This window comes from Rhodoligotrophos sp. CJ14, from assembly GCF_038811545.1.
GTDB classification, from domain to species: Bacteria; Pseudomonadota; Alphaproteobacteria; order Rhizobiales; family Im1; genus Rhodoligotrophos; species Rhodoligotrophos ferricapiens.
Genome location: NZ_CP133319.1, coordinates 744,912 through 764,892 on the forward strand (window position 1 = coordinate 744,912; position 19,981 = coordinate 764,892).

17 protein-coding genes and 1 tRNA gene are annotated in these 19,981 nt (G+C 62.1%); 8 read left to right on the forward strand and 10 right to left on the reverse strand.

What is annotated here, in order from left to right:
* Positions 1-6: 6 nt before the first annotated feature.
* On the reverse strand, positions 7-903 hold the full coding sequence (locus RCF49_RS03390; protein ID WP_342642638.1) for an MBL fold metallo-hydrolase: 897 nt from the start codon (positions 901-903) through the stop codon (positions 7-9).
* Positions 904-1,083: 180 nt separating this feature from the next.
* Between RCF49_RS03390 and RCF49_RS03395 the strand changes: the two genes are divergently transcribed.
* Complete coding sequence (locus RCF49_RS03395; RefSeq protein ID WP_342642639.1) at positions 1,084-1,905, forward strand: IclR family transcriptional regulator; 822 nt, start codon at positions 1,084-1,086, stop codon at positions 1,903-1,905.
* A 16-nt stretch (positions 1,906-1,921) separates the two neighbouring features.
* Positions 1,922-2,644, forward strand: a complete 723-nt coding sequence (locus RCF49_RS03400) for a haloacid dehalogenase type II (RefSeq protein ID WP_342642640.1) — start codon at positions 1,922-1,924, stop codon at positions 2,642-2,644.
* A gap of 16 nt (positions 2,645-2,660) precedes the next feature.
* Here the strand turns inward: RCF49_RS03400 and RCF49_RS03405 are convergent, their stop codons facing one another.
* A complete protein-coding gene (locus RCF49_RS03405) occupies positions 2,661-4,937 on the reverse strand; it encodes a ComEC/Rec2 family competence protein (RefSeq protein WP_342642641.1) in 2,277 nt (758 codons plus the stop codon).
* A gap of 142 nt (positions 4,938-5,079) precedes the next feature.
* On the opposite strand from RCF49_RS03405, the gene gltX reads away from it, so the two are divergent.
* The 3 genes from gltX to pncA all read left to right on the forward strand — a co-directional run bounded on the left by gltX (position 5,080) and on the right by pncA (position 8,726).
* Positions 5,080-6,507 (forward strand): glutamate--tRNA ligase, encoded by a 1,428-nt coding sequence (gene gltX / locus RCF49_RS03410; protein WP_342642642.1) that lies wholly within the window; start codon positions 5,080-5,082, stop codon positions 6,505-6,507.
* 147 nt (positions 6,508-6,654) lie between these two features.
* Positions 6,655-7,959 (forward strand): citrate synthase, encoded by a 1,305-nt coding sequence (gltA, locus tag RCF49_RS03415; protein ID WP_342642643.1) that lies wholly within the window; start codon positions 6,655-6,657, stop codon positions 7,957-7,959.
* A 134-nt stretch (positions 7,960-8,093) separates the two neighbouring features.
* Positions 8,094-8,726: a bifunctional nicotinamidase/pyrazinamidase gene (gene pncA / locus RCF49_RS03420; RefSeq protein WP_342642644.1), complete on the forward strand. Its 633-nt coding sequence runs from the start codon at positions 8,094-8,096 to the stop codon at positions 8,724-8,726.
* 50 nt (positions 8,727-8,776) lie between these two features.
* On the opposite strand, the gene RCF49_RS03425 is transcribed toward pncA, so the two are convergent.
* The 5 genes from RCF49_RS03425 to RCF49_RS03445 all read right to left on the reverse strand — a co-directional run bounded on the left by RCF49_RS03425 (position 8,777) and on the right by RCF49_RS03445 (position 14,048).
* Positions 8,777-9,709 carry a 3-keto-5-aminohexanoate cleavage protein gene (locus RCF49_RS03425; RefSeq protein WP_342642645.1) on the reverse strand — a complete coding sequence of 311 codons (933 nt, stop codon included), beginning with the start codon at positions 9,707-9,709 and terminating at the stop codon, positions 8,777-8,779.
* A 176-nt stretch (positions 9,710-9,885) separates the two neighbouring features.
* Complete coding sequence (locus tag RCF49_RS03430; RefSeq protein WP_342642646.1) at positions 9,886-11,190, reverse strand: MFS transporter; 1,305 nt, start codon at positions 11,188-11,190, stop codon at positions 9,886-9,888.
* A 123-nt stretch (positions 11,191-11,313) separates the two neighbouring features.
* Positions 11,314-12,234 carry a dihydrodipicolinate synthase family protein gene (locus RCF49_RS03435; protein WP_342642647.1) on the reverse strand — a complete coding sequence of 307 codons (921 nt, stop codon included), beginning with the start codon at positions 12,232-12,234 and terminating at the stop codon, positions 11,314-11,316.
* A 44-nt stretch (positions 12,235-12,278) separates the two neighbouring features.
* Positions 12,279-13,052, reverse strand: a complete 774-nt coding sequence (locus RCF49_RS03440) for an SDR family NAD(P)-dependent oxidoreductase (RefSeq protein WP_342642648.1) — start codon at positions 13,050-13,052, stop codon at positions 12,279-12,281.
* A 132-nt stretch (positions 13,053-13,184) separates the two neighbouring features.
* Positions 13,185-14,048 (reverse strand): LysR family transcriptional regulator, encoded by an 864-nt coding sequence (locus RCF49_RS03445; protein WP_342642649.1) that lies wholly within the window; start codon positions 14,046-14,048, stop codon positions 13,185-13,187.
* A 185-nt stretch (positions 14,049-14,233) separates the two neighbouring features.
* Here RCF49_RS03445 and RCF49_RS03450 point away from each other — a divergent pair, with 185 nt between their 5' ends.
* Positions 14,234-15,217, forward strand: a complete 984-nt coding sequence (locus RCF49_RS03450) for a Tim44 domain-containing protein (protein ID WP_342642650.1) — start codon at positions 14,234-14,236, stop codon at positions 15,215-15,217.
* Positions 15,218-15,264: 47 nt separating this feature from the next.
* Here RCF49_RS03450 and RCF49_RS03455 read toward each other — a convergent pair whose 3' ends face one another.
* The 3 genes from RCF49_RS03455 to RCF49_RS03465 form a co-directional block, all read right to left on the reverse strand.
* Positions 15,265-15,819 carry an MOSC domain-containing protein gene (locus tag RCF49_RS03455; protein ID WP_342642651.1) on the reverse strand — a complete coding sequence of 185 codons (555 nt, stop codon included), beginning with the start codon at positions 15,817-15,819 and terminating at the stop codon, positions 15,265-15,267.
* Between the two features lie 79 nt (positions 15,820-15,898).
* Positions 15,899-16,975, reverse strand: coding sequence for a polysaccharide pyruvyl transferase family protein (locus RCF49_RS03460; RefSeq protein WP_342642652.1), 1,077 nt, complete (start codon positions 16,973-16,975; stop codon positions 15,899-15,901).
* Between the two features lie 208 nt (positions 16,976-17,183).
* Positions 17,184-17,260 (reverse strand) — tRNA-Met (locus RCF49_RS03465).
* 344 nt (positions 17,261-17,604) lie between these two features.
* Between RCF49_RS03465 and RCF49_RS03470 the strand changes: the two genes are divergently transcribed.
* Complete coding sequence (locus RCF49_RS03470; protein ID WP_342642653.1) at positions 17,605-18,192, forward strand: amino acid synthesis family protein; 588 nt, start codon at positions 17,605-17,607, stop codon at positions 18,190-18,192.
* Positions 18,185-19,960, forward strand: a complete 1,776-nt coding sequence (locus RCF49_RS03475; protein WP_342642654.1) for an alpha/beta fold hydrolase — start codon at positions 18,185-18,187, stop codon at positions 19,958-19,960. Before RCF49_RS03470 ends, RCF49_RS03475 begins: the two co-directional genes overlap by 8 nt.
* Positions 19,961-19,981 lie beyond the last annotated feature (21 nt).

Here is a 19,981-nt window from a genome sequence, read left to right on the forward strand (position 1 = left end):
CCTCCCTCAATTCGTCCAGGTGATCGGCTCGAAACGGTATCCGCCGCGCGTATTTGCAACGCGTCCCGCATGCGGCGCCCCGAAATGCTGAGGGAAGATCACGGCATTGGCCTCGGCGGCCAGGCCAAGCAGCGCCTTGCGCGTTGATGGCGCGCGCTCATTGTCCTCGCAGAACCGGGTATTGAGCTCGGGACAGACGATCTGCATGGGCTGGTGCAGCACGTCGGCGGTGAAGAGGCCCACTGCGCCATCGCACTCAAGGCGAATATTGAGCTGCCCGTCGGTGTGACCGGGCGCATGGGTGAACGTCAAAACATCAAGCAGGCGGTCGCCCGGCTCAACCAGATCCACGAGCCCCGCCTCGACCACCGGTCGCACGCTGTCCTCGATGACTTCGCCGCCTTCGGGCTGGGCGCGCAGGCTGCGGCCGTCTTTGGTCCAATTGGCGTATTCGCGCGCGCCAAAGACATAGCGGGCCCGCGGGAAGGTGGGCACCCAGGCGCCATCGACCAGGGCAGTGTTCCAGCCCACATGATCCACGTGCAAGTGCGTGTTGATCACATAGGTCACATCCTCAGGGCGCACGCCTGCGGCCGCCAGCCGGTCGAGAAACGGCAGATCGAGCATGTGAAAGCGCTGAAAGGCCTTCGCCGAGCGATGCTTGTGATTGCCGCAGCCCGTATCGATCAGCACCACATCATCGCCGATGCGCAGCAGCCAGCTATGCATGCTGGACATCACCTTGCCCGTCTCGGCGTGGAAGAAGTTCGGGTTGCGCAGCTCGGGGAATTCATCGAGCAGCGCCGCGCTGAAGCCTGGAAACAGGAAGGCGGGATCAAATCCCGGGGTCAGCATCTCCTCGATGCGTGCGACCTCCACACCGCCGATCCGCGTGCTGGCCACCTCGTTTCCTCCACATGTTCTTCTTGCCCGCAGACAATCACAGCCCGTAAAGTCGTGTCAACTGACAAAATAGATTTCATATAATGAAATGGTGAATTGAACAGCCTGGGTTTGCGCCGCTCCGGTGTATTGATACACCAGCCGCTTTTGAAACGGATCGACCGATCGCGAGGAGTAACCGTGACAGATGTAATGAAGCCGCCTCTAGAAGCGGCAAGGGGAGATCAGAGCACCGAGGATGGGCCGAGCATGAATGTGCGCGCGGTCACACGCGCGCTCGCCATTCTGAGATCGTTCGACGGCAAGGGCTTGCAGACTTTGGCGGAGATCGCCGGTGAAACGGGCCTTGATAAGGGAACCACCCGGCGCTTGCTGGTCACCATGATGAATGGCGGGTTCATCGCCCAGGATCCTGACACCCAGCGCTACGGGCTCGGGCGTATGATTCGCACCCTCGCCGCCAGCGTTGTCGACAATTTCGACCTGCGCAGCGCTGCCTCGCCCCTGTTGACCGAGCTCGCCAACGAGCTGAACGTCACGGCCTTTCTGTCGATATATCAGAACGGGTCGGCCATCTGCCTCGAGCGCATTCACGGCGCGCAAGGCATGGAGCTGCGCTGGTGGCCGGTGGGCGGCACGCTCGCGCTCAATTGCGGCGGGGCCCCGAAGGTGCTCCTCGCCTATCAGTCCGATGACGAGATCGACCGGGTGCTGTCAGGTCCCCTGCCCGCCCTTACGCCCAAGAGCGTCACCGATCCCACCAAGCTTCGCGCCCATCTTTCCCAGATCAAAGCGCGCGGCTATGAATTTGCTCTGGATGATGTTTCCTTAGGGCTTGCGGCGCTGGCGGTTCCGATCCTGGATAAAGCAGGCCGGATCATCTGCTCCGTCAGCATATCGACACTGAACCCGCAGATGGTCGAGCGCGGCCGGCCCAAGCACTTGCAGCGGCTTCGCGAGGCCGCCGCAGAGGTGCGGCGCAGATTGGGGATCACTGGTTGAGATGGCGGAGGCGGCGATGAAGATCACGGATTACAAGGTTCTCACTTTCGATTGCTACGGCACTCTCATCGATTGGGAGAGCGGCATCATCGAAGCCTTGAAGCCGCTGACCGATAAGGTTGCCCGCCCCTTGAGCCGCGACGAGATCCTCGAAACCCACGGGCGCCATGAAGCATCCCAGGAGCAATATACGCCGGCCAAGCGCTATTCCGAGCTTTTGGCGGTGGTCTATAAGCGCATGGCCGAGGAATGGGGTGTCCCGGTAAGCTGGGATGAATGCCTTGCCTATGGCGCTTCAATCAAGAACTGGCCAGCGTTCCCGGACAGCGCTGACGCGCTTCTCTACCTCAAGGAACACTACAAGCTGGTTATTCTGTCGAATGTGGATAACGCGTCCTTCGCTGAAAGCAGCAAGCGCCTGAAGGTGAATTTCGATGCCGTCTTCACCGCAGAAGACATTGGCTCTTACAAGCCGGACTTGCGCAATTTCGAGTATATGCTGGAAAAGCTGGCGGGCTATGGGATAATCCGTGGCGATATTCTTCACACCGCCGAGAGCCTGTTCCACGATCACCGGCCGGCAAACGAGTTCGGCCTAGCCTCCTGCTGGATTCACCGTCGGCATGACAAGACGGGCTTTGGCGCCACCCGTGATCCCGGCACGATGCCGCGCCACGATTTCCGCTTCACCAGCATGGCCGAATTCGTGAACGCCCATAAGGCGCTGGTGCATAACTGACGTGCATCGGACAGCCTCAATCCGTGGCGGACACATATCCTGACGAGGCCCCAGGCTCTGCGACCGGACGATAGCGCCAATTCTCGATGACCCATGGCCGCGATCCCGCTTCGCTACGACTGGTGGAGATCGCGAGGGTGCCATCTCCCCGTCGGTCGATGCGGTGGGCGCCTTCCTTGAGCAGGGCTTTGCGATCGATCACGATCTCCGCCGCGCACGAGCCGCGGATGTGAAAAGGAGCGATCACCACGCGCGAGCGTGCACATTCCTCGGCGAGCGCCGCGCGATCCCGTACGAGCGCAACCTCTGTGCTCGCGCCTAGTTCGCCGAGGCAGGCCTGAGGATCGCAGGTGAAGCCGGTCCGTCGCGCTGCCTGGGCGGGGCTTACGTCATCCCCATCCCGCGCGAGCCAGATCTTGGCTGAGAAGCTGCCGCGCCGGCCATCGCTCAAGGCCAAAGCGCCCTCGCCATTGCGTAAGGCAACGATCTTGCCCTCGCGATCGATCAGCAGATCGGGCTTCTCGGCGGTGGGCGCGAGGATCAGCCCGAGGATCATCGGCGCAAATCCAAGGAACCTCAAGCCGGTGCGCGCAAGGCACAGCCATAGCATGCCTGCGACCACGAGCAGAATGGCCCATAAGGGCTGCACGGGAACGATGCTCACCGCCCCCGGCAGTTCGGCCACCCATCCAGCGATGCGGATCAGCATAGCTATGCCAAGCCCCGCCCCCTCGAGTGGCGCTGCCTCAAGCCCGAGCGGCATGACCATGAGCGCCACAAGCAGCAGCGGCATGACGATCAGCCCCACAACGGGCGTTGCCAGCAGATTGGCCAGGAGGCTGTAGACCGATACCCGTTGGAAATGGAAGGCGGCAACCGGAGCGGTCGCAAGGCCCGCCACCAATGTGGTGACGAGGTCGATGGCGATCATTGCAGCCATGATCTGCGCGAGGCGCCATGGCCAGCTTGAACGCCGGGACATGGATTGGGGATCAATGCCCTCCTCCTTGCCGGCACGATGGCGGTGGATCGCCTCGAACACCGCCACCAGCGCGATCACGGCGAGAAAGGACAAATGGAAGCTCGCCGAGAGCATGGCCTCTGGCGCGAATATCAGCACGATGAGTGCCGAAAGCGCCACATTGCGCATGGAGATTGCCGGGCGGTCGAGCAGCACCGCTGTCAGCATGATCGCGATCATGATGAATGAGCGTTGCGCGGCAACATCCTGGCCGGAAATGAGGAAATAGCCGCTCCCCGTCACCAGCGCGGCAAGGCCCGCGATCTTCTTGACCGGTAGCATGACGGCCGCGCCCGGCAGCAACGCCAGCAATGCCCGCAGGAGCCAGTAGGTGGTGCCGGCGATCATGCTCATATGCATGCCGGAAATCGAAATCATATGGGCAAGACCCGAGATCTGGAAATCCTGGGTCACCTCCGCGGGAATTCCGCTGCGATCACCATTGACCAGCGCCACCGCAAGCCCGCCGACCGCACCATCGAGCACGGCACGGATGCGGCTGCCGATCTCATCGCGCAGTCGCTCGATCGCAATATGAAGCCGCTGCCAAAAGCCCGGCTCGAAGGGGAGCCGCTCGACCGCACCGAAGGAATAGCCGGTGGCCCCAATCCCCTGGAACCACTGCATGCGCCCGAAATCATAGCCGCCGGGAATGACGGGCCCGTTGAGGGGAAACAGCCGCGCCTTAACCCTGATCCGCTCGCCCGCTTTGAGGTGACCGCCTGCCCTGCCGATCGATACCCGCACCCGTTTCAGCGGCTTTCCACCGGTAACGTCATCGGGGCGAATGCCGATAACCCCCTCAATATCGATCACCATGAGCCGTCTGCGTACGGGCTCACCTTCGATATGCCGGATCACCCCCGTGAGGGTCACCACCGGGCTTGTCCAGATGAGGCTCGGTGTTGCAACGAGTGCCGTGCGCAGGCTGCCCAGCGCGAACCCGCCGCAGATCGCGAGGACGAGGAATGCCGGCACGAGCACCCGCTGAAATCGGATCCCTATGGCGAGCAGGCATGCAGCGCCGAGCACGGGCGCGCTCGCCATCGGGAGCGATGGCTCGGCAGCGAGGCTGAAATAGACGGCAAGGCCGATGCATAGACCGACGGGGCTCCACAGGAACGCCGCCCGCTCCTCCTCCGCCAACGCGCGGCGCATACCCGCCGCCGCCGAGATCGCAACCTTGCGCTGAATGGGATCCTTGAAGGTCCGGAGGCGGCGCCAGAAGCTGCTGGTTGGGCGCTTTGCATCGCCAATGAAATCAATGGTCACAGCGCCCCTGCTGCCCCCGCCATCAGGTCGCGGCCAAATGCGAGGGGGAACGGCTTTTGCAAGCGCGTCACCCCCGTGCTATTTGGCGCTTCGCGCTCATGCTAGCGCCGAGCATTTCCCAAGCACCAGCTGGATCAAGGCGATGTCCACAAATGTCGTGACCCGATTTGCCCCCTCGCCCACCGGATTCCTCCATATCGGTGGCGCGCGGACGGCCCTGTTCAATTGGCTCTATGCCCGCCACACCGGTGGCAAGATGCTGCTGCGGATCGAGGACACGGACCGGGAACGCTCGACCAAGGAGGCGATCGACGCGATCTTCGAGGGGCTGCGCTGGCTGAAGCTCGACTGGGATGGCGAGGTCGTCATGCAGTCGACCCGCATCGCCCGCCACCAGGAGGTGGCGCAGGCGCTGCTTGCCGCGGGCCGCGCCTATTACTGCTATGCAACCCCGGAGGAGCTCGCCGAGATGCGCGAGACCGCCCGCGCTCAAGGCCGCCCGCCCCGCTATGATGGCCGCTGGCGTGACCGCGACCCCTCAGAGGCGCCTCCCGGCGTCAAGCCGGTCGTGCGCTTGAAGGCGCCACAGACGGGCGAGACCGTCATTGATGATCAGGTCCAGGGCCGTGTTGTCTTCCCGAACAGCGATCTCGATGATCTCGTGCTTTTGCGCTCGGATGGCACGCCGACCTATATGCTCTCCGTCGTGGTCGATGATCACGACATGGGGATAACGCACATCATCCGGGGTGATGATCATCTCACCAACGCGGCGCGCCAAACCCATATCTATCTCGGCATGGGCTGGGACGTGCCGAGCTTTTCCCATGTTCCCCTGATTCATGGTCCAGACGGCGCCAAGCTGTCGAAGCGGCATGGCGCGCTCGGTGTCGAGGCCTATCGCGACATGGGCTATCTGCCTGAGGCGCTGCGCAACTATCTCGTGCGCCTGGGTTGGGCCCATGGCGATGATGAGATCATGACGCTGGACCAGATGATCGCTTGGTTCGACCTGGGCGGCATCGGACGGTCTCCGGCCCGGTTCGATTTTGCCAAGCTCGAGAATCTCAACGGCTTTTACATCAGGCACAAGGATGACGAGGCACTGGTTGAGGATCTGATTGCGATCCTGCCGGTTGTCGAGAATGGCCCCGCGACATTGGCAAAGCTCGATGGCGAGATGCGGGGCAAGCTTCTTGCCGCGATGCCAGGGCTCAAGGAGCGGGCGAAAACCTTGGTGGAGCTTGCAGGAAATGCAGCCTTCCTCTTCGCCGATCGTCCCCTCAGGCTGGATGAGAAGGCGAGTGCGGTGCTCGACGGGGCCGCAAGACAGCTTCTCGATTCCCTGATTCCACGGTTGAACTCTGTCACGGACTGGCGGGCAGATCTCCTCGAGCAGGCAGTACGAAATTTTGCCGACGAAAACGGGCTCAAACTTGGCAAGGTTGCCCAGCCCCTACGCGCCGCCCTGACCGGAAGCACGATTTCGCCGGGAATCTTCGACGTTTTGGCCGTGCTCGGGCGTAATGAGGCGCTCGCTAGACTGTCGGATCAGGCGCAGACTGCCTAAATTCTAGGCAGGCCCTCAACTTGCCCGTGCTTGCGGTGGGCATGGGATTGGGATAGGCCAAAGCGATATTTCGAGCCGAAAGGCGCCTGCGCAGCCTGTATACGGTGCCTGATCGGCTCGAACCGAGATGACCAAAGAGGCAAAGCCATGGACGAGCACGTCAAAACCGAACCGGCGACCTTGACCATAGACGGCAAGACGCATGAACTGCCGGTGAACGAGGGCACTATTGGCCCCAGCGTGATCGATATTTCGCGCCTCTACGGGCAGACGGGGCATTTCACCTACGATCCGGGCTTTACCTCCACAGCGAGCTGCGAGTCGAAGATCACCTATATCGATGGTGATGAGGGGGTGTTGCTCTATCGCGGCTATCCGATCGAGCAACTTGCCGAGCAGGGCGACTTCCTCGAGACCTGCTATCTCCTGCTCTATGGCGAACTGCCCAATAGCGCGCAGCGGCAGGAATTCGAGAACGCGATCACCTACCACACGATGCTGCACGAGCAGGTCAACCGGTTCTTCTCCGGCTTCCGGCGCGATGCCCATCCGATGGCGGTGATGGTCGGTGTGGTCGGAGCCCTGTCGGCCTTCTATCACGACTCGACCGACATTCATGACCCGGCTCAGCGCGAGATCGCCAGCCGCCGCATGATCGCCAAAATGCCGACGATCGCGGCTATGGCCTATAAATACTCGGTCGGCCAGCCGTTCATGTATCCGCGTAACGACCTCGATTACGCCTCCAATTTTCACTACATGTGTTTCGGCGTTCCGTGCGAGCCCTATAAGCAGAACAAGATTCTGACGCGCGCCATTGACCGCATCTTCATTCTGCATGCCGATCACGAGCAGAATGCCTCCACATCGACCGTGCGGCTCGCCGGTTCATCGGGGGCTAATCCCTTCGCCTGTATCGCGGCCGGCATTGCCTGCCTGTGGGGACCTGCTCATGGCGGTGCCAATGAAGCGGCGCTCAACATGCTGATGGAGATTGGTCACCCTGAGAATATTCCCAAGTTCATCGCCCGCGCGAAGGACAAGAACGATCCTTTCCGGCTGATGGGGTTCGGGCACCGGGTCTATAAGAACTACGACCCGCGTGCCAAGATCATGCAGAAGACCACCCATGAAGTGCTCGACGTCATGGGCATCAAGGATGATCCGCTGTTCGAGGTGGCCAAAGAGCTCGAAAAGATAGCGCTGCACGATGAGTATTTCATCGAGAAGAAGCTCTATCCCAATATCGACTTCTATTCAGGCATCACTCTGAAGGCGCTGGGCTTCCCGACCTCCATGTTCACTGTGCTCTTCGCTGTCGCCCGCACGGTGGGCTGGATTGCCCAGTGGAAGGAGATGATCGAGGATCCGAGCCAGAAGATCGGCCGCCCGCGCCAGCTCTATACGGGCCCCGCACGGCGCGACTATGTGCCTAGCAACCAGCGGGACTGAGCCGGCAGAACTCAAGACAGCAGCAAGGCTCAAGCAATCGCTGTTCCGATGATTGCGTAGCCTTTTGAGACCCATGCGGCGGATGCTATCATCCGCCGTAATGCTTTTTGGCGCTGATCGGAGAGTGATCCTGCATGGCGCATCCCGCTTCGAGGAAAGCGGCGCTCATCGCCGTTGACGTCCAGAATGACTTTTGCCCGGGTGGCGCGCTCGCGGTGCCCGGCGGCGATGAGGTGATCGGCCCCATCAACCGGCTGATCGAGGCCTTCGAGACGGTGGTGCTGACCCAGGATTGGCATCCGCCAGGCCACTCGAGCTTCGCATCGAGCCATCCCGGGCGCGCACCGTTCTCCTCAATCGAGATGTTCTATGGCCAGCAGACCCTGTGGCCCGACCATTGCGTGCAGGGCACCCCTGGCGCCGCGTTCCACCCGGAGCTTCGCTGGGACAAGGCCCGGCTGATCATCCGCAAGGGCATTCACCCCTCAATCGACAGCTACTCGACCTTTTTCGAGAATGACCGGCAGACACCAACCGGGCTGGCGGGGTTCCTGCGCGAACATGGCATCGAGCACGTGGTGCTGGCCGGGCTCGCTTTGGATTACTGCGTGGCCTATTCCGCCCTGGATGCCCGTGTCCATGGCTTTCAGGTGACGGTCGTGGCCGATGCGTGCCGCGCGATCGACCTCGCCGGCTCGCGCGCAGCAGCCGAGACCGAGATGCGTGAGGCCGGCGTTGCCTTTGCCGGGATCCAGGACAACAGTTGACCGTCATGCCCTGGCTTGACCCGGTGATGACGCGTACTGCTGGATAAGGCCTAGAACGCCACCCGATCGGCGCCTTTCAGCTTGAGGATCTCGCGGGCCTCATTGGGCGTGGCAACCTCGCGCCCCAGCCCCTCGATGATCTTGCGCACCTGCTTCACCTGCTCGGCATTGGACACTGCAAGCTTGCCCTTGCCGAGCCAGAGCGAGTCTTCCAGGCCCACCCGCACATTGCCGCCCATGGCGGCCGCCATGGCCGCGATCGGCATCTGATTGCGCCCGGCGCCAAGCACCGACCAATGATAATCCTTGCCGAACAGCCGGTCGGCAGTGCGCTTCATATGCATGACATCATCGGGATTCGGGCCGATGCCACCGAGAATGCCGAAGACGCTTTGCACGAAGAAGGGTGGCTTGACCACGCCGCGATCAGCGAAGTGAGCCAGCGTATAGAGATGGCCTATATCGTAGCATTCGATCTCGAACCGCGTGCCGTTCTCGGCGCAAGTGGTCAGGATCTTCTCGATATCCGCAAAGGTGTTCTTGAAGATCCGGTCCCGTGAACCCTCGAGATAATCATATTCCCAGGCATGCTTCAGCTTGTCCTTCGAGAACCGGGCGAGCATCGGATAGAGACCGAAATTCATCGAGCCCATATTCAGCGAAGCAACTTCCGGCTTGAAAAAAGCCACTGGCTTCAGGCGCTCGTCGATGGTCATGGTGGCGGCACCGCCCGTGGTGATATTGACCACGCAATCCGTGCGCTGCTTGATGACCTTGAGGAATGGCTCGAACCGCTCCACGCTCTGATCCGGCCGCCCGTCGCGGGGGTCGCGCGCATGCAGATGGACGATGGCCGCGCCGGCCTCCGCCGCACCGATCGCCGCTTCGGCAATCTCTTCGGCCGTCACCGGCAGATGGGGCGACATGGAGGGGGTATGAATGGATCCGGTCACCGCACAGGTAATAATGGCTTTCTCAGACACGCATTTCCTCCTTCGTTTGTGACGGGCCGGGGCCCGATATTCTGCCGTGAGGCACCTTGGCGCCACCATGGGATCAGCAAGCTATAGACCTCTCTTAACTGGCGGTGAAGGCCGGAAGCGGATTTCCCGACGATCATCTTCCCTCAAGATGGACCGCTGCCCTGCCGCCCTCCCCTTCAATTGAGTGCGCGTTGCCGCGTCTCGACATCAATCAGCCAGGTGGCGATCGCCCCCAGCACCAGCAAAACGGCAAAGGTGCCGACCGCCGCAACGAGGCTATGGGCCATAACCGGCGCGAGGACCGAAGGCGCCATCAGCCCGCCGATGCGCGCCATGGCGCCGGCCGCGCCCATGCCGGTGGCGCGACTGGCCGTTGGATAAATCTCGGGGGTGAATGCGTAAAGCGCGCCCCACGTGCCGAGCAGAGCAAAGCTCATCAGCAGCAGAGCGGCCCCCACCATGATCGGCGTGAAGGCGAGAGTGAACAGGAAGCAGCCGGCGGCACTGAGCAGAGCAAAACCGAACAGGGTTGGCTTGCGTCCCCATCGTTCAACCCCGTAAGCCGCAAGCGCATAGCCCGGAAGCTGCGCAAGCGCCATCAGCACGAGAAAGCCATAGCCGCGCACGAACCCGAAGCCCTCCCCCGCCAATCGCGCCGGGATCCACACGAACACACCGTAATAGGAAATCGAGACCAGGAACCATACGGTGAGGATGAGCAAGGTGCGGCGGCGAAGCTGCGGCGACAGCAACGCCTCGCCTCTCACCTGCCCCGGCGCGATCAGCTTGCGGGCACGCAGGCCCGGCTTGCCATTGGTCAGAAGAACCCGGTTGAGCACCGCAAAGGCCTCATCCGCTCGGCCGAAGCGCATGAGATACAGCGGCGATTCTGGGACCCAGAACCGCAGCCATATGCCGATCAGAGCCGGAAGCGCCGTGAACACGAAGATCCAGCGCCAGCTCTGCCCGACATCAGCCAGGCTCAATGCCCAGGCGGCCAGCGCAACCGCAAGCGTTCCCACCGCCCAGAACCCTTCCAGCATCACGAGCCACCGGCCGCGATTTCTGGCGGGCAGGAACTCGGCCATCATCGCATAATCAACCGGCAAAGTGCCGCCGACGGCGAGGCCGGTGAGGAAGCGGAACACGATCAGAATGGCGAAATTGGGCGAGAGCGCCGATAAGAGGCCGAATACCGCATCAAGCGCCACGGTGATCAGGAGAATGCGACGGCGGCCGAAGCGGTCGGCGAGCCTGCCAAAGAGTGCTGCGCCTAACATCATGCCGAGGAAGAAGGCAGTGCCGGTCTGCAAGGCGATCGGCACGGAAATCCCGAACTCCTGCGCGATCGAGGGGGCAGTGAAGCCGACGCTCAATACCTGCATCGCATCGGCCGCCCAGACCAGACCGAAAATGCAGAGCAGGCGATATTGAAAGGGGCCGGTCCCAGCAGAATCAAGGGCGGAGTCTACCGTGGTCATCGCGCAATCTCTGCTTCAGGCCTCACCGCGCAAAGCGGCGGCGCGCCATCAGCGGGCGCGTGTTCGGTATAATCCGAACAGCTGTCCGGCCGGTCAACGATTCGTGAATGCATCGGCACCCGCTCAGGCGGCAAGTCCGGCCATGGTGAAGCCGATCTCCGCCAGCTTGCCCTGTAGGCTCGCGCGCTGCTCGGGCGAGAGGGCAACCAGCGGCGGGCGCACATTGCGCCAGGTCTCGTCACCGGAATAATGGGCGATGGTGGCTTTCAGCGCCGGGATCATCGGGAAGGCCTGCAGGATCTGACGGGTCGCCGTGAGCGCCGCCTGGTCCGCATCAGCCCGCTCGGACCGCCATTGGTGAAACAAGCCCACGATGGCTGCCGGATTGACATTGGCGGTGGCGCTGATGCAGCCGACGCCTCCTGCCCGCATATTGGCAAGCAGGAAGGCCTCACTGCCCACGAACACGTCGAATAGCGGAAAGGCATCGAGCATGGCCTTCGTGTTCGCCCAGTCGCCGGAACTGTCCTTGATGCCGACGACTGTGGCGGGATAGGCCGCAAGCAGCCGCTCGATCAGCGCGAGGCTGATACCCACCTGCGCAACCGGCGGGATGTGATAGAGATAGACCTTGAGCCGTTGGTCCCCCACCCGCTCGATCACCTCGGAGAAATAGGCAAAGAGACCATCATCGCTCACGCCCTTGTAATAGAAGGGCGGCAGCATGAGCACGCCGGCACAGCCGAGCCTCACCGCGTGGGAGGTGAGCCGCACCGTATCGGCAAATGCTGAACAGCCCGTGCCCGGCATCATCCTGGCAGTGGGAAGCCCTGCCTCGACCACTCCATCGAGCAGCTGCATTCGCTCGTCCACCGACTGCGAATTGGCTTCGCTATTGGTGCCGAACAGCGCAAGCCCGCAATCCTGTGCGATGAGCCACCGGCAATGCGCGATCAGGCGTTCGCGATCGGGTGCAAGATCGGCACGGAACGGTGTGACCACGGGCGCAAGCACGCCACGGATCAGTCCTGCGGGTTCTCTCATCTGTTGCCCCTCATCTCGCTCTCGCAGCCTATGCGCAGATTATCCTAACGGCCGGTGCCGACCGTATAGCCCCCATCGACCATGTAAGTGCCGCCGGTGCAATAGCCTGCCGCGTCGCTGGCAAGGAACGCGATCATCTCGGCCACCTCGTCCGGCTGGCCATAGCGGCCCATGGGGATGCCGGCCATCATCTTTGCGCGGATCGCATCGGGCTTATCGGGATTGATGCCCTCTTCGAGAGCCCGGATCATCCTCGTCTCGACCGGCGCCGGATTGACCGTATTGACCCGGATCCTATGGCGCGCGCCTTCGAGCGCCGCCGACTTCATGAGCCCGACCACCGCGTGCTTGCTCGCCACATAGGCCGAAAGCCCCGCACTGCCGCGAATGCCGGCGACAGATGAGGTGATGACGATCGCACCACCCCCTTGCCGGCGCATCAGCGGCATGAGCTGGGAAAGGCCGAGAAACACACCGCGCACATTGACCGCCATAACGCGGTCGAAATCCGCAGCCGACAGGTCACCCAGGGGGGCCACCCGGCCCTCGATGCCTGCATTGAGAATGCCCATGTCGATCCGCCCGAAGCGGGTAAGAGCCGCCTCGACCGCGCGCGCCACCTGCTCCTCATTGGCGACATCCGCAACAGCCCAGGCCACATCCTCGCCCAGAGGCTCGGCCAGCGCCTGCAAGGCTTCCTGATTGAGATCGACCATGAACACCTTGGCGCCATCGGCCAGCAGCCTTCGCACGATCGCCGTGCCGATGCCGCCGGTTGCTCCGGTCACAAAGGCAATTTTCCCTTCCGATCTCAGCATGTCACCTCCTGGCGCTTGGCCCCGCGGGCGCTATTTTGCCCGACCTTACCCAGATCTTGATCACCTGCCCACCCGGGCTTGATCAGAGCATGGTCGGTCCTGGCCAGCATGGGCAAGCGCGATGGAGCCTTGTCAAAGGCTTCGTGCATAGGCCCCGATGGCTTCGCTCACCACACGAATTCTGGCCGCGCCATAAAGATCGCCGCGCACCACGAGCCAGACCGGTTCCTCGTCGCTCCGCTCAGGCAGGACGCGCACGAGGCCCGAGCGCCTCGCCTGCAGCACCGGCACTGCGCCGATGCCCATGCCCGCGAGCACAGCACCGTGCAGCATGGCGGATGTGGTGACCTGGAGCGCGATATTGCCGCTGGCGATCGGCTCACCGCATAAGTGATCCCATCTGTAGGATGCGCCATCCCGTTGGTAGATCACCAGATCATGGCCGGCGAATGCCGCACCGGCAACGGGCGTGCCGCGCTGCTCGAGATAGGCGGGCGCCGCGAAAAGGCCCACCTCCAACCGCGCCAGCCGGCGGCTGATATAGTCGCCATTCTCCGGCCGCACCGTGCGCAGCGCGAGATGCGCATTGCGCCAGGATGGCTCATCGGGCTTGGCGATGGTCATGAGCCCCGTGTCGATATGAGGATGCCGGTCACGCAGGGCTGCGATCACGGGCAGGATGAAGAGTTCCGCCAGCACCTCTGTGGCGGCGATTCGGACCGGACCGGCAAGGTCCAGATCTACCCCCGCAGACTTGCGCATGAATGCCGCAACCGCCTGCTCCATCGCTTCGGCATCGGTCACCAGTGCTTCACCGACAGGTGACAATGCGAATTGATTCGGCATCTTGACGAAGAGCTTCGCGCCGAGCTGCTCCTCGAGCATCGCCAACCGACGGCCCACAGTCGCTTGATCGACCCCGAGCGCTCTTGCCGCTGCTCGCAAGGTGCCAAGGCGGGCAACCGCCAGAAAGTAGCGCGCGTGATCCCAATGCATGGCTGCAATAATGCATCGGAACCATGGCAACATACAGCATTTTTGCGTCGCACCATCTGATGAGGCGCTCAGGCGCTCTCGACCCGACACCGCCCCCAACCGGCCATTGAGGGGCCATCGACTGCTGAAATCTTACGCTGCCGCACCTATATGGAGCCGACGCTTATTGGATGAGGATTTTTTCGATGACCATGCCCCGGACGCTCCAATTGACAACCCTATTTGCGGGGCTGGTCCTGGCATTCTCGGTCGTCGCCATGGATTATGCCGAGGCGCGTCGCGGCGGCAGCTTCGGCAGCCGGGGCATGCGCACCTATCAGCCGGCACCGCCCACCAGGACCGTGCCGCGGACAACCGCTCCGGTCGAGCGTTCGATGACACCCAATCCCGGACCCAGCAGCGCGGTTCGCCAGACACCGCAAGCGGCGCAACGTCCTGGGCTCATGAACGGGTTCGGCGGCTCTATGCTACGCGGGCTGATGCTGGGCGGCCTCATCGGGCTTCTCCTGGGCCATGGCTTCGGCGGGCTCGCCGGCATGTTCGGCCTGTTGCTTCAGGTGCTCCTGATCGGCGGTGCGATCCTGCTCTTCATGCGGCTGTTCAGGTCGCATCCCGCCCGATCCCCCGCCTCCGTCCCGGCAGGCAATGCGCGCGATCTCGGCGGTTTCGACCCGCGGGGTGCCTCGCCCTATCGGGAGAGCCCCTCAAGTCGATCTGGCGGCCTAGCAAGGCCAGGCGCGGGCGCTCAGCCACTCAACACCGATGAGATCGGCTTGACCCAGAATGATCTCGATACGTTCGAGCGCCGGCTGACCGAGGTTCAGGAAGCCTTCGGGCGCGAGGACCATGCCGCCCTGCGGCGGCTGGCAACGCCGGAGATGGTGTCCTACCTCTCGGAGGAACTGGCGGAAAACGCGAAAAACGGTCTCAGGAACGATGTCTCCGGGGTCACGCTGCTGCAGGCGGATATCGCCGAAAGCTGGCGTGAGGGCGATAACGACTACGCGACGGCCGCCATGCACTATTCCTCACGTGATGTCACCCGCGATCGTGCGAGCGGCAGGATTATCGATGGGAATGCGGACCATCCCACGGAAACCACGGAATTGTGGACCTTCACCCGTAAGACTGGCGGTGATTGGAAGCTTTCGGCTATTCAGGAGGCCTAGGGCCAGTCGACAATCCGGACGGATCTCGCCCTGGAAGTTGACAGGGGTCATACGCGCTCGAGCGGAAAATGCGGCAAAGCCGGCAGGCCCACATGGATCGGGTCACCCGCGCGGACAAGGCCGCCTGATCGCGCGATCGCCATGATCCCGGTCTTGCGGATGACTTCTCCATGGGGGCCCCTGTCGAGCACGGCCTGGAGCAAGCCGGATCGGAACTGCTCGATCTGAGCACAAGGGTTGCGCAGCCCTGTCACTTCCAGCACCGCGTCCGAGCCAATTCGGAGTATTGCACCTCGTGGCAGAGCGAGCAGGTCAATCCCCTGCGTCGTGATATTCTCACCGAGATCTGCGCCGCGGATGTCGAAGCCCTTGCCCTTCAATTCCTCAAACAGCTCGGCCTGGATCAGGTGCACCTGGCGCAGATTGGGCTGCGAGGGATCAACGGCGACGCGCGAGCGATGCTTCACGGTTGCGCCGGAATGCGCATCCCCTTCGATGCCCAGTCCCGCCACAATCCGGATTTCCGAAACCGGCCGCTTCGAGAAGCGATGCTCCGCATCCCTGGCGACACACAATACGCGCCCAGCAATCGTGAATGTCATGGGAATTTGCGATATCGCCGGACTATGACAACGGCGTGAATGCCGGCACATGCCCGCCTCTCAAACCCACTGTTGCAAGTCAATTCACCTGAAGTACGCTCTTGATGACCCTTTTCGCCGAACCCACGCTCTTCGAGGCAAGGCTGCGGTTCTTAAGTTCCCGGCGGGCGCTCTCGCTGATCGGAGTGAGGAGCGAGACACGCTCAGCGCTGAATTGTTCCTTCCATTCATCAATCGCCGACTGTGGCAGCGCGATTCGCGTGGGCGCACCGTCCTCGATCCAGCGCTCGATTCCAGCCAGGTCATTCCGCGCCAATACTGGCAACCCGGTATCCTTGCTAATCTCGGCAGCTCGATTGTCAATGGACAGGATGAGGGCGCGTCGACCTTTTTGGAGTGCTCTTATCCCTCCGTGCAGCCTCGTGCCGACGAAGTCGACGTCCTCAGATTCGAGGAAATGCGTATAGGCCTCCACGGTCGGCTGGATGTGTTTCACGTCGCTCAATCCGAAAGAATCGAGGTAAGAAAGATCCTTGTGCATCTGGCTGAAGAAGTAGAGATGCCGATACTGCCGCCGTAAGACCTCGACGAAAGCCCGATCAGCTTCGGGGTCGCGGCGCCAGGCGCTCAGGGTGAAAACCGCGGAATTTGCTCGGCCGGTGGGGATCTTGGAACAATGATCGGGTGTAAGCGTCCACATGGTCGGGCAGGACGTGCACACAGCGTCAAGCCCGATCTTGATGAGATAATCGCGCGTGTAACTATCGCGGGCGGCGTGCATCAGCTCGCGACTCAGAACTGAGTGCAACAGCCTTTGGCTTGCAGCACTAGGGGACGGCATATAATCGCCCCAACCTGTCCCGAGACAGACGGTACGAGCGACGGCAAAATATTTCGAATCCTTCGAGCCAATCTTCCAAAGAGCGTCGTCTCTGTCCATATATGATGAAAGTAGGTTAGTGCCCCCGACAAAGCAAAAATCGGATTGCCGTACAAACTCCCGTGTGCGGTCTGAAAGCGGCTCGTGGCTGGGCACCCTATAGATATAAGCTGATGGGAACAGCTCCCAGACGACCTTGTTGACGGCATCCATGATGATCTCATCACCGAGATTGTCGGTGCATATCGATGTATCGACAATGGTTACCGTTTTCATCCCGTCATCCTGATTGGCCGACTCAAAAGCCAGCTCAGGAAGTCGTCCGTGGACACTCGGTTAATTACTATTTCTCTGAAGCGCAAGGGCGCCGCTAAGAAATGACCCCCCGTCCGGCGCAATGCCGCCAGGTGACAGAAGCTGTGTCAATAAGCGATCCGGGAAAAGCGAAAAGCCCGCTAAGCTTCTCACTTAGCGGGCCTTTCGATGGTTGCGGGGACAGGATTTGAACCTGTGACCTTCAGGTTATGAGCCTGACGAGCTACCGGGCTGCTCCACCCCGCGGCAAAACGTTTGTGAGCCCTTACATAAGCCGTTTTACGGTTTTGTAAACCCCCCTGCCCGGATGGCCTGGAGTTGTACACAGGTTGAAGAAAGGGGTGCTAAATCCTTGCCAAATGGGTCCTTTCTGTTGCAGCGCTGGGAACGCGACCGCCGGGATCTGGCAAAGCACCCCTCCTCGATCCGGCGCTGGGCGATCCGTCGCAGGATGGTCAGCAGCCACATTCTCGATTATCCGCTCACATTGACAGAAAAGCAGCATGTTTGTACTATGGTATACCATAAGACAATACATTCCCAACCCGCAGGCACGGCCGGCCAAATTCCCTTAGAAGAGTGAATGACAGATGCAGCCATCGATCCGCAAGACCGTCACCTATGTGGAGAATACGCTCATCGAGGGTGGCAAGGAGGCGCCTCGGCCGCTGCGCCTGATCGGGGTTGCCGCGGTCTTGACCAATCCCTGGGTCGGCCGCGGCTTCGTTGAGGACCTCAAGCCGGAGATCAGGGCGATGGCCCCGGTGCTTGGTGAGCTTCTAACACGCGAGGTCATTGCTGCAGCGGGCTCGGGCGAGGTCATCGAGGCCTATGGCAAGGCAGCGCTTTGCGGCACGGCCGGCGAGGTCGAGCATGCCTCGGCCCTCATTCATACCCTTCATTTCGGCAATCATTATCGCCGCGCCGTGGGCGCCAAGACGTATCTCGCCTTCACGAACCTTCGCGGCGGTCCCAACGCGCCGATCGCCATTCCGCTGATGGACAAGCATGATGAAGGGCGCCGCTCCCATTACCTGACCCTGCAATTCCACATTCCGGACGCCCCGGCGCCCGATGAGCTGGTAATTGCACTTGGCGCCTCGATCGGCGGCCGGCCTCATCATAGAATTGGCGACCGTTATCAGGATTTGAAAGAGGTCGGTGACCTTCATGGATGAACGCAAGACAGCGCGGGTCGGCGGACGGGACGGTAAGGCCCTCACGGTCGGCTATATCCGCGCAGGTCATGGCGAGCCGCTTGTTCTGATCCATGGCGTCGGCATGAATGCCGCGGTATGGCAGCCTCAGATCGAGCGGCTGGCTGATGAGTTCGACGTGATCGCCGTGGACATGCTGGGCCACGGCGCATCCTCTCTGCCGCCCGATCCCGCAAGCCTCAGCGATTTTGCTGCTCCCATCCTTGCCCTACTCGATCATCTCGGCATCGAACGCGCAAACCTCATTGGCCATTCGATGGGAGCGCTGGTTGCCCAGGAGCTGGCCTTGACCGCCCCGGAGCGGGTAAACCGCCTCATCTCCCTGAACGCGGTCTTTCGCAGATCACCCGAGCAGGCCAAAGCCGTGCTCGCCCGGGCTGAGGGTGCCGCACCGGCCCAGGACCCGGACGCGCTTGCCGCCACCCTCAGCCGCTGGTTTGGCAACCCGGTGCCACTGCCGCTCGTTGAATCGGCAGCCCTTGCGGGACGCGCCCTCAGAGAGGTCGACCCAGAGGGTTATTTGAGGACCTACAGGCTGTTTGCGCGGGCAGACGGCGCCCATGGGGAGCGCTTGTGCGAGCTTGCCATGCCGGCCCTGTTCATGACCGGCCAGCATGATCCCAACTCGACGCCCGCAATGTCAGCGGCCATGGCGCGTCTTGCTCCGCAAGGCCGTTGCGTGATCATTTCCGGTGAGAGACATATGATGACCATGACCGCGCCCGACCGGGTGACCGCTGAAATCAAGGCTTTCCTGAGGGATAAAGCTTCTGCGGCACCTCGGCCGTTGACCCCCTCGACCGAGGGGCATGAGCCACTCGATTATCGCCGCGCGCTTGGCACCTTCCTCACCGGCGTGACCATCGTCACCACGATCGATGACAGCGGCACGCCGCGCGGCTTCACCGCCAATTCTTTCACTTCCGTATCGCTCGATCCGCCGCTCGTGCTCGTCTGCATCGGCAGGCAGGCCACCACCTATCCCGTGTTCACCACGGCCAAAAGCTTCGCGATCAACGTGCTGGCAGAACATCAGAAGCCGATCTCCAGCGTCTTCGCGTCCAAGGTCGCCGACAAGTTTGCCGATGTGGATTGGCGTCCGGGGGTGACCGGCAGCCCTTTGATCGAGGCGGCGGTCGCTGCCTTCGACTGTGATATGGAACAGCGAATCGAGGCCGGTGATCATATGATCCTGATCGGCCGGGTTCGTGGCTTCACCCATACCTCGGCCCAGCCGCTGGGCTATTGCCGCGGCGGCTATGTCTCCTTGGGGCTCAGCCAGGAAGCGCTGGCCGATACATCGGCCGATATGGTTGTGGGGGCCATTCTCGAGGATGATGGGCGGGTTCTGTTCTTCAAAACGGACTCTGGTGATTACGTGCTCCCCTCAGGTCGCGGCCTTGGCAGCGCCAGTGATCCACAGAGCCTGCATGGGCGTCTTGCGGCCAGGGGAATCGATGCGGAGCTCGGCTTCCTCTTCGCGGTTTGGGATGAAGCAGGCCCCGCCCCGCGGGCGCATGTCTATTATCGCGGCACACTCAACGGGGCCCCGCGCCAGGGACATCTCATACCGCTCGATGACATCGCCACCTTGCCGATTGTCGAGCGGCCGGTACGGGCCATGCTTGCGCGCTACGTTCGCGAGCGGGAACAGGATACCTTCGGCATCTATGCAGGCAGCGCCATTGCTGGTCAGGTCCGCCGACTGGTAGAGCCGACCTCGTCATAACCCTGCGGATCGGCTCATTGA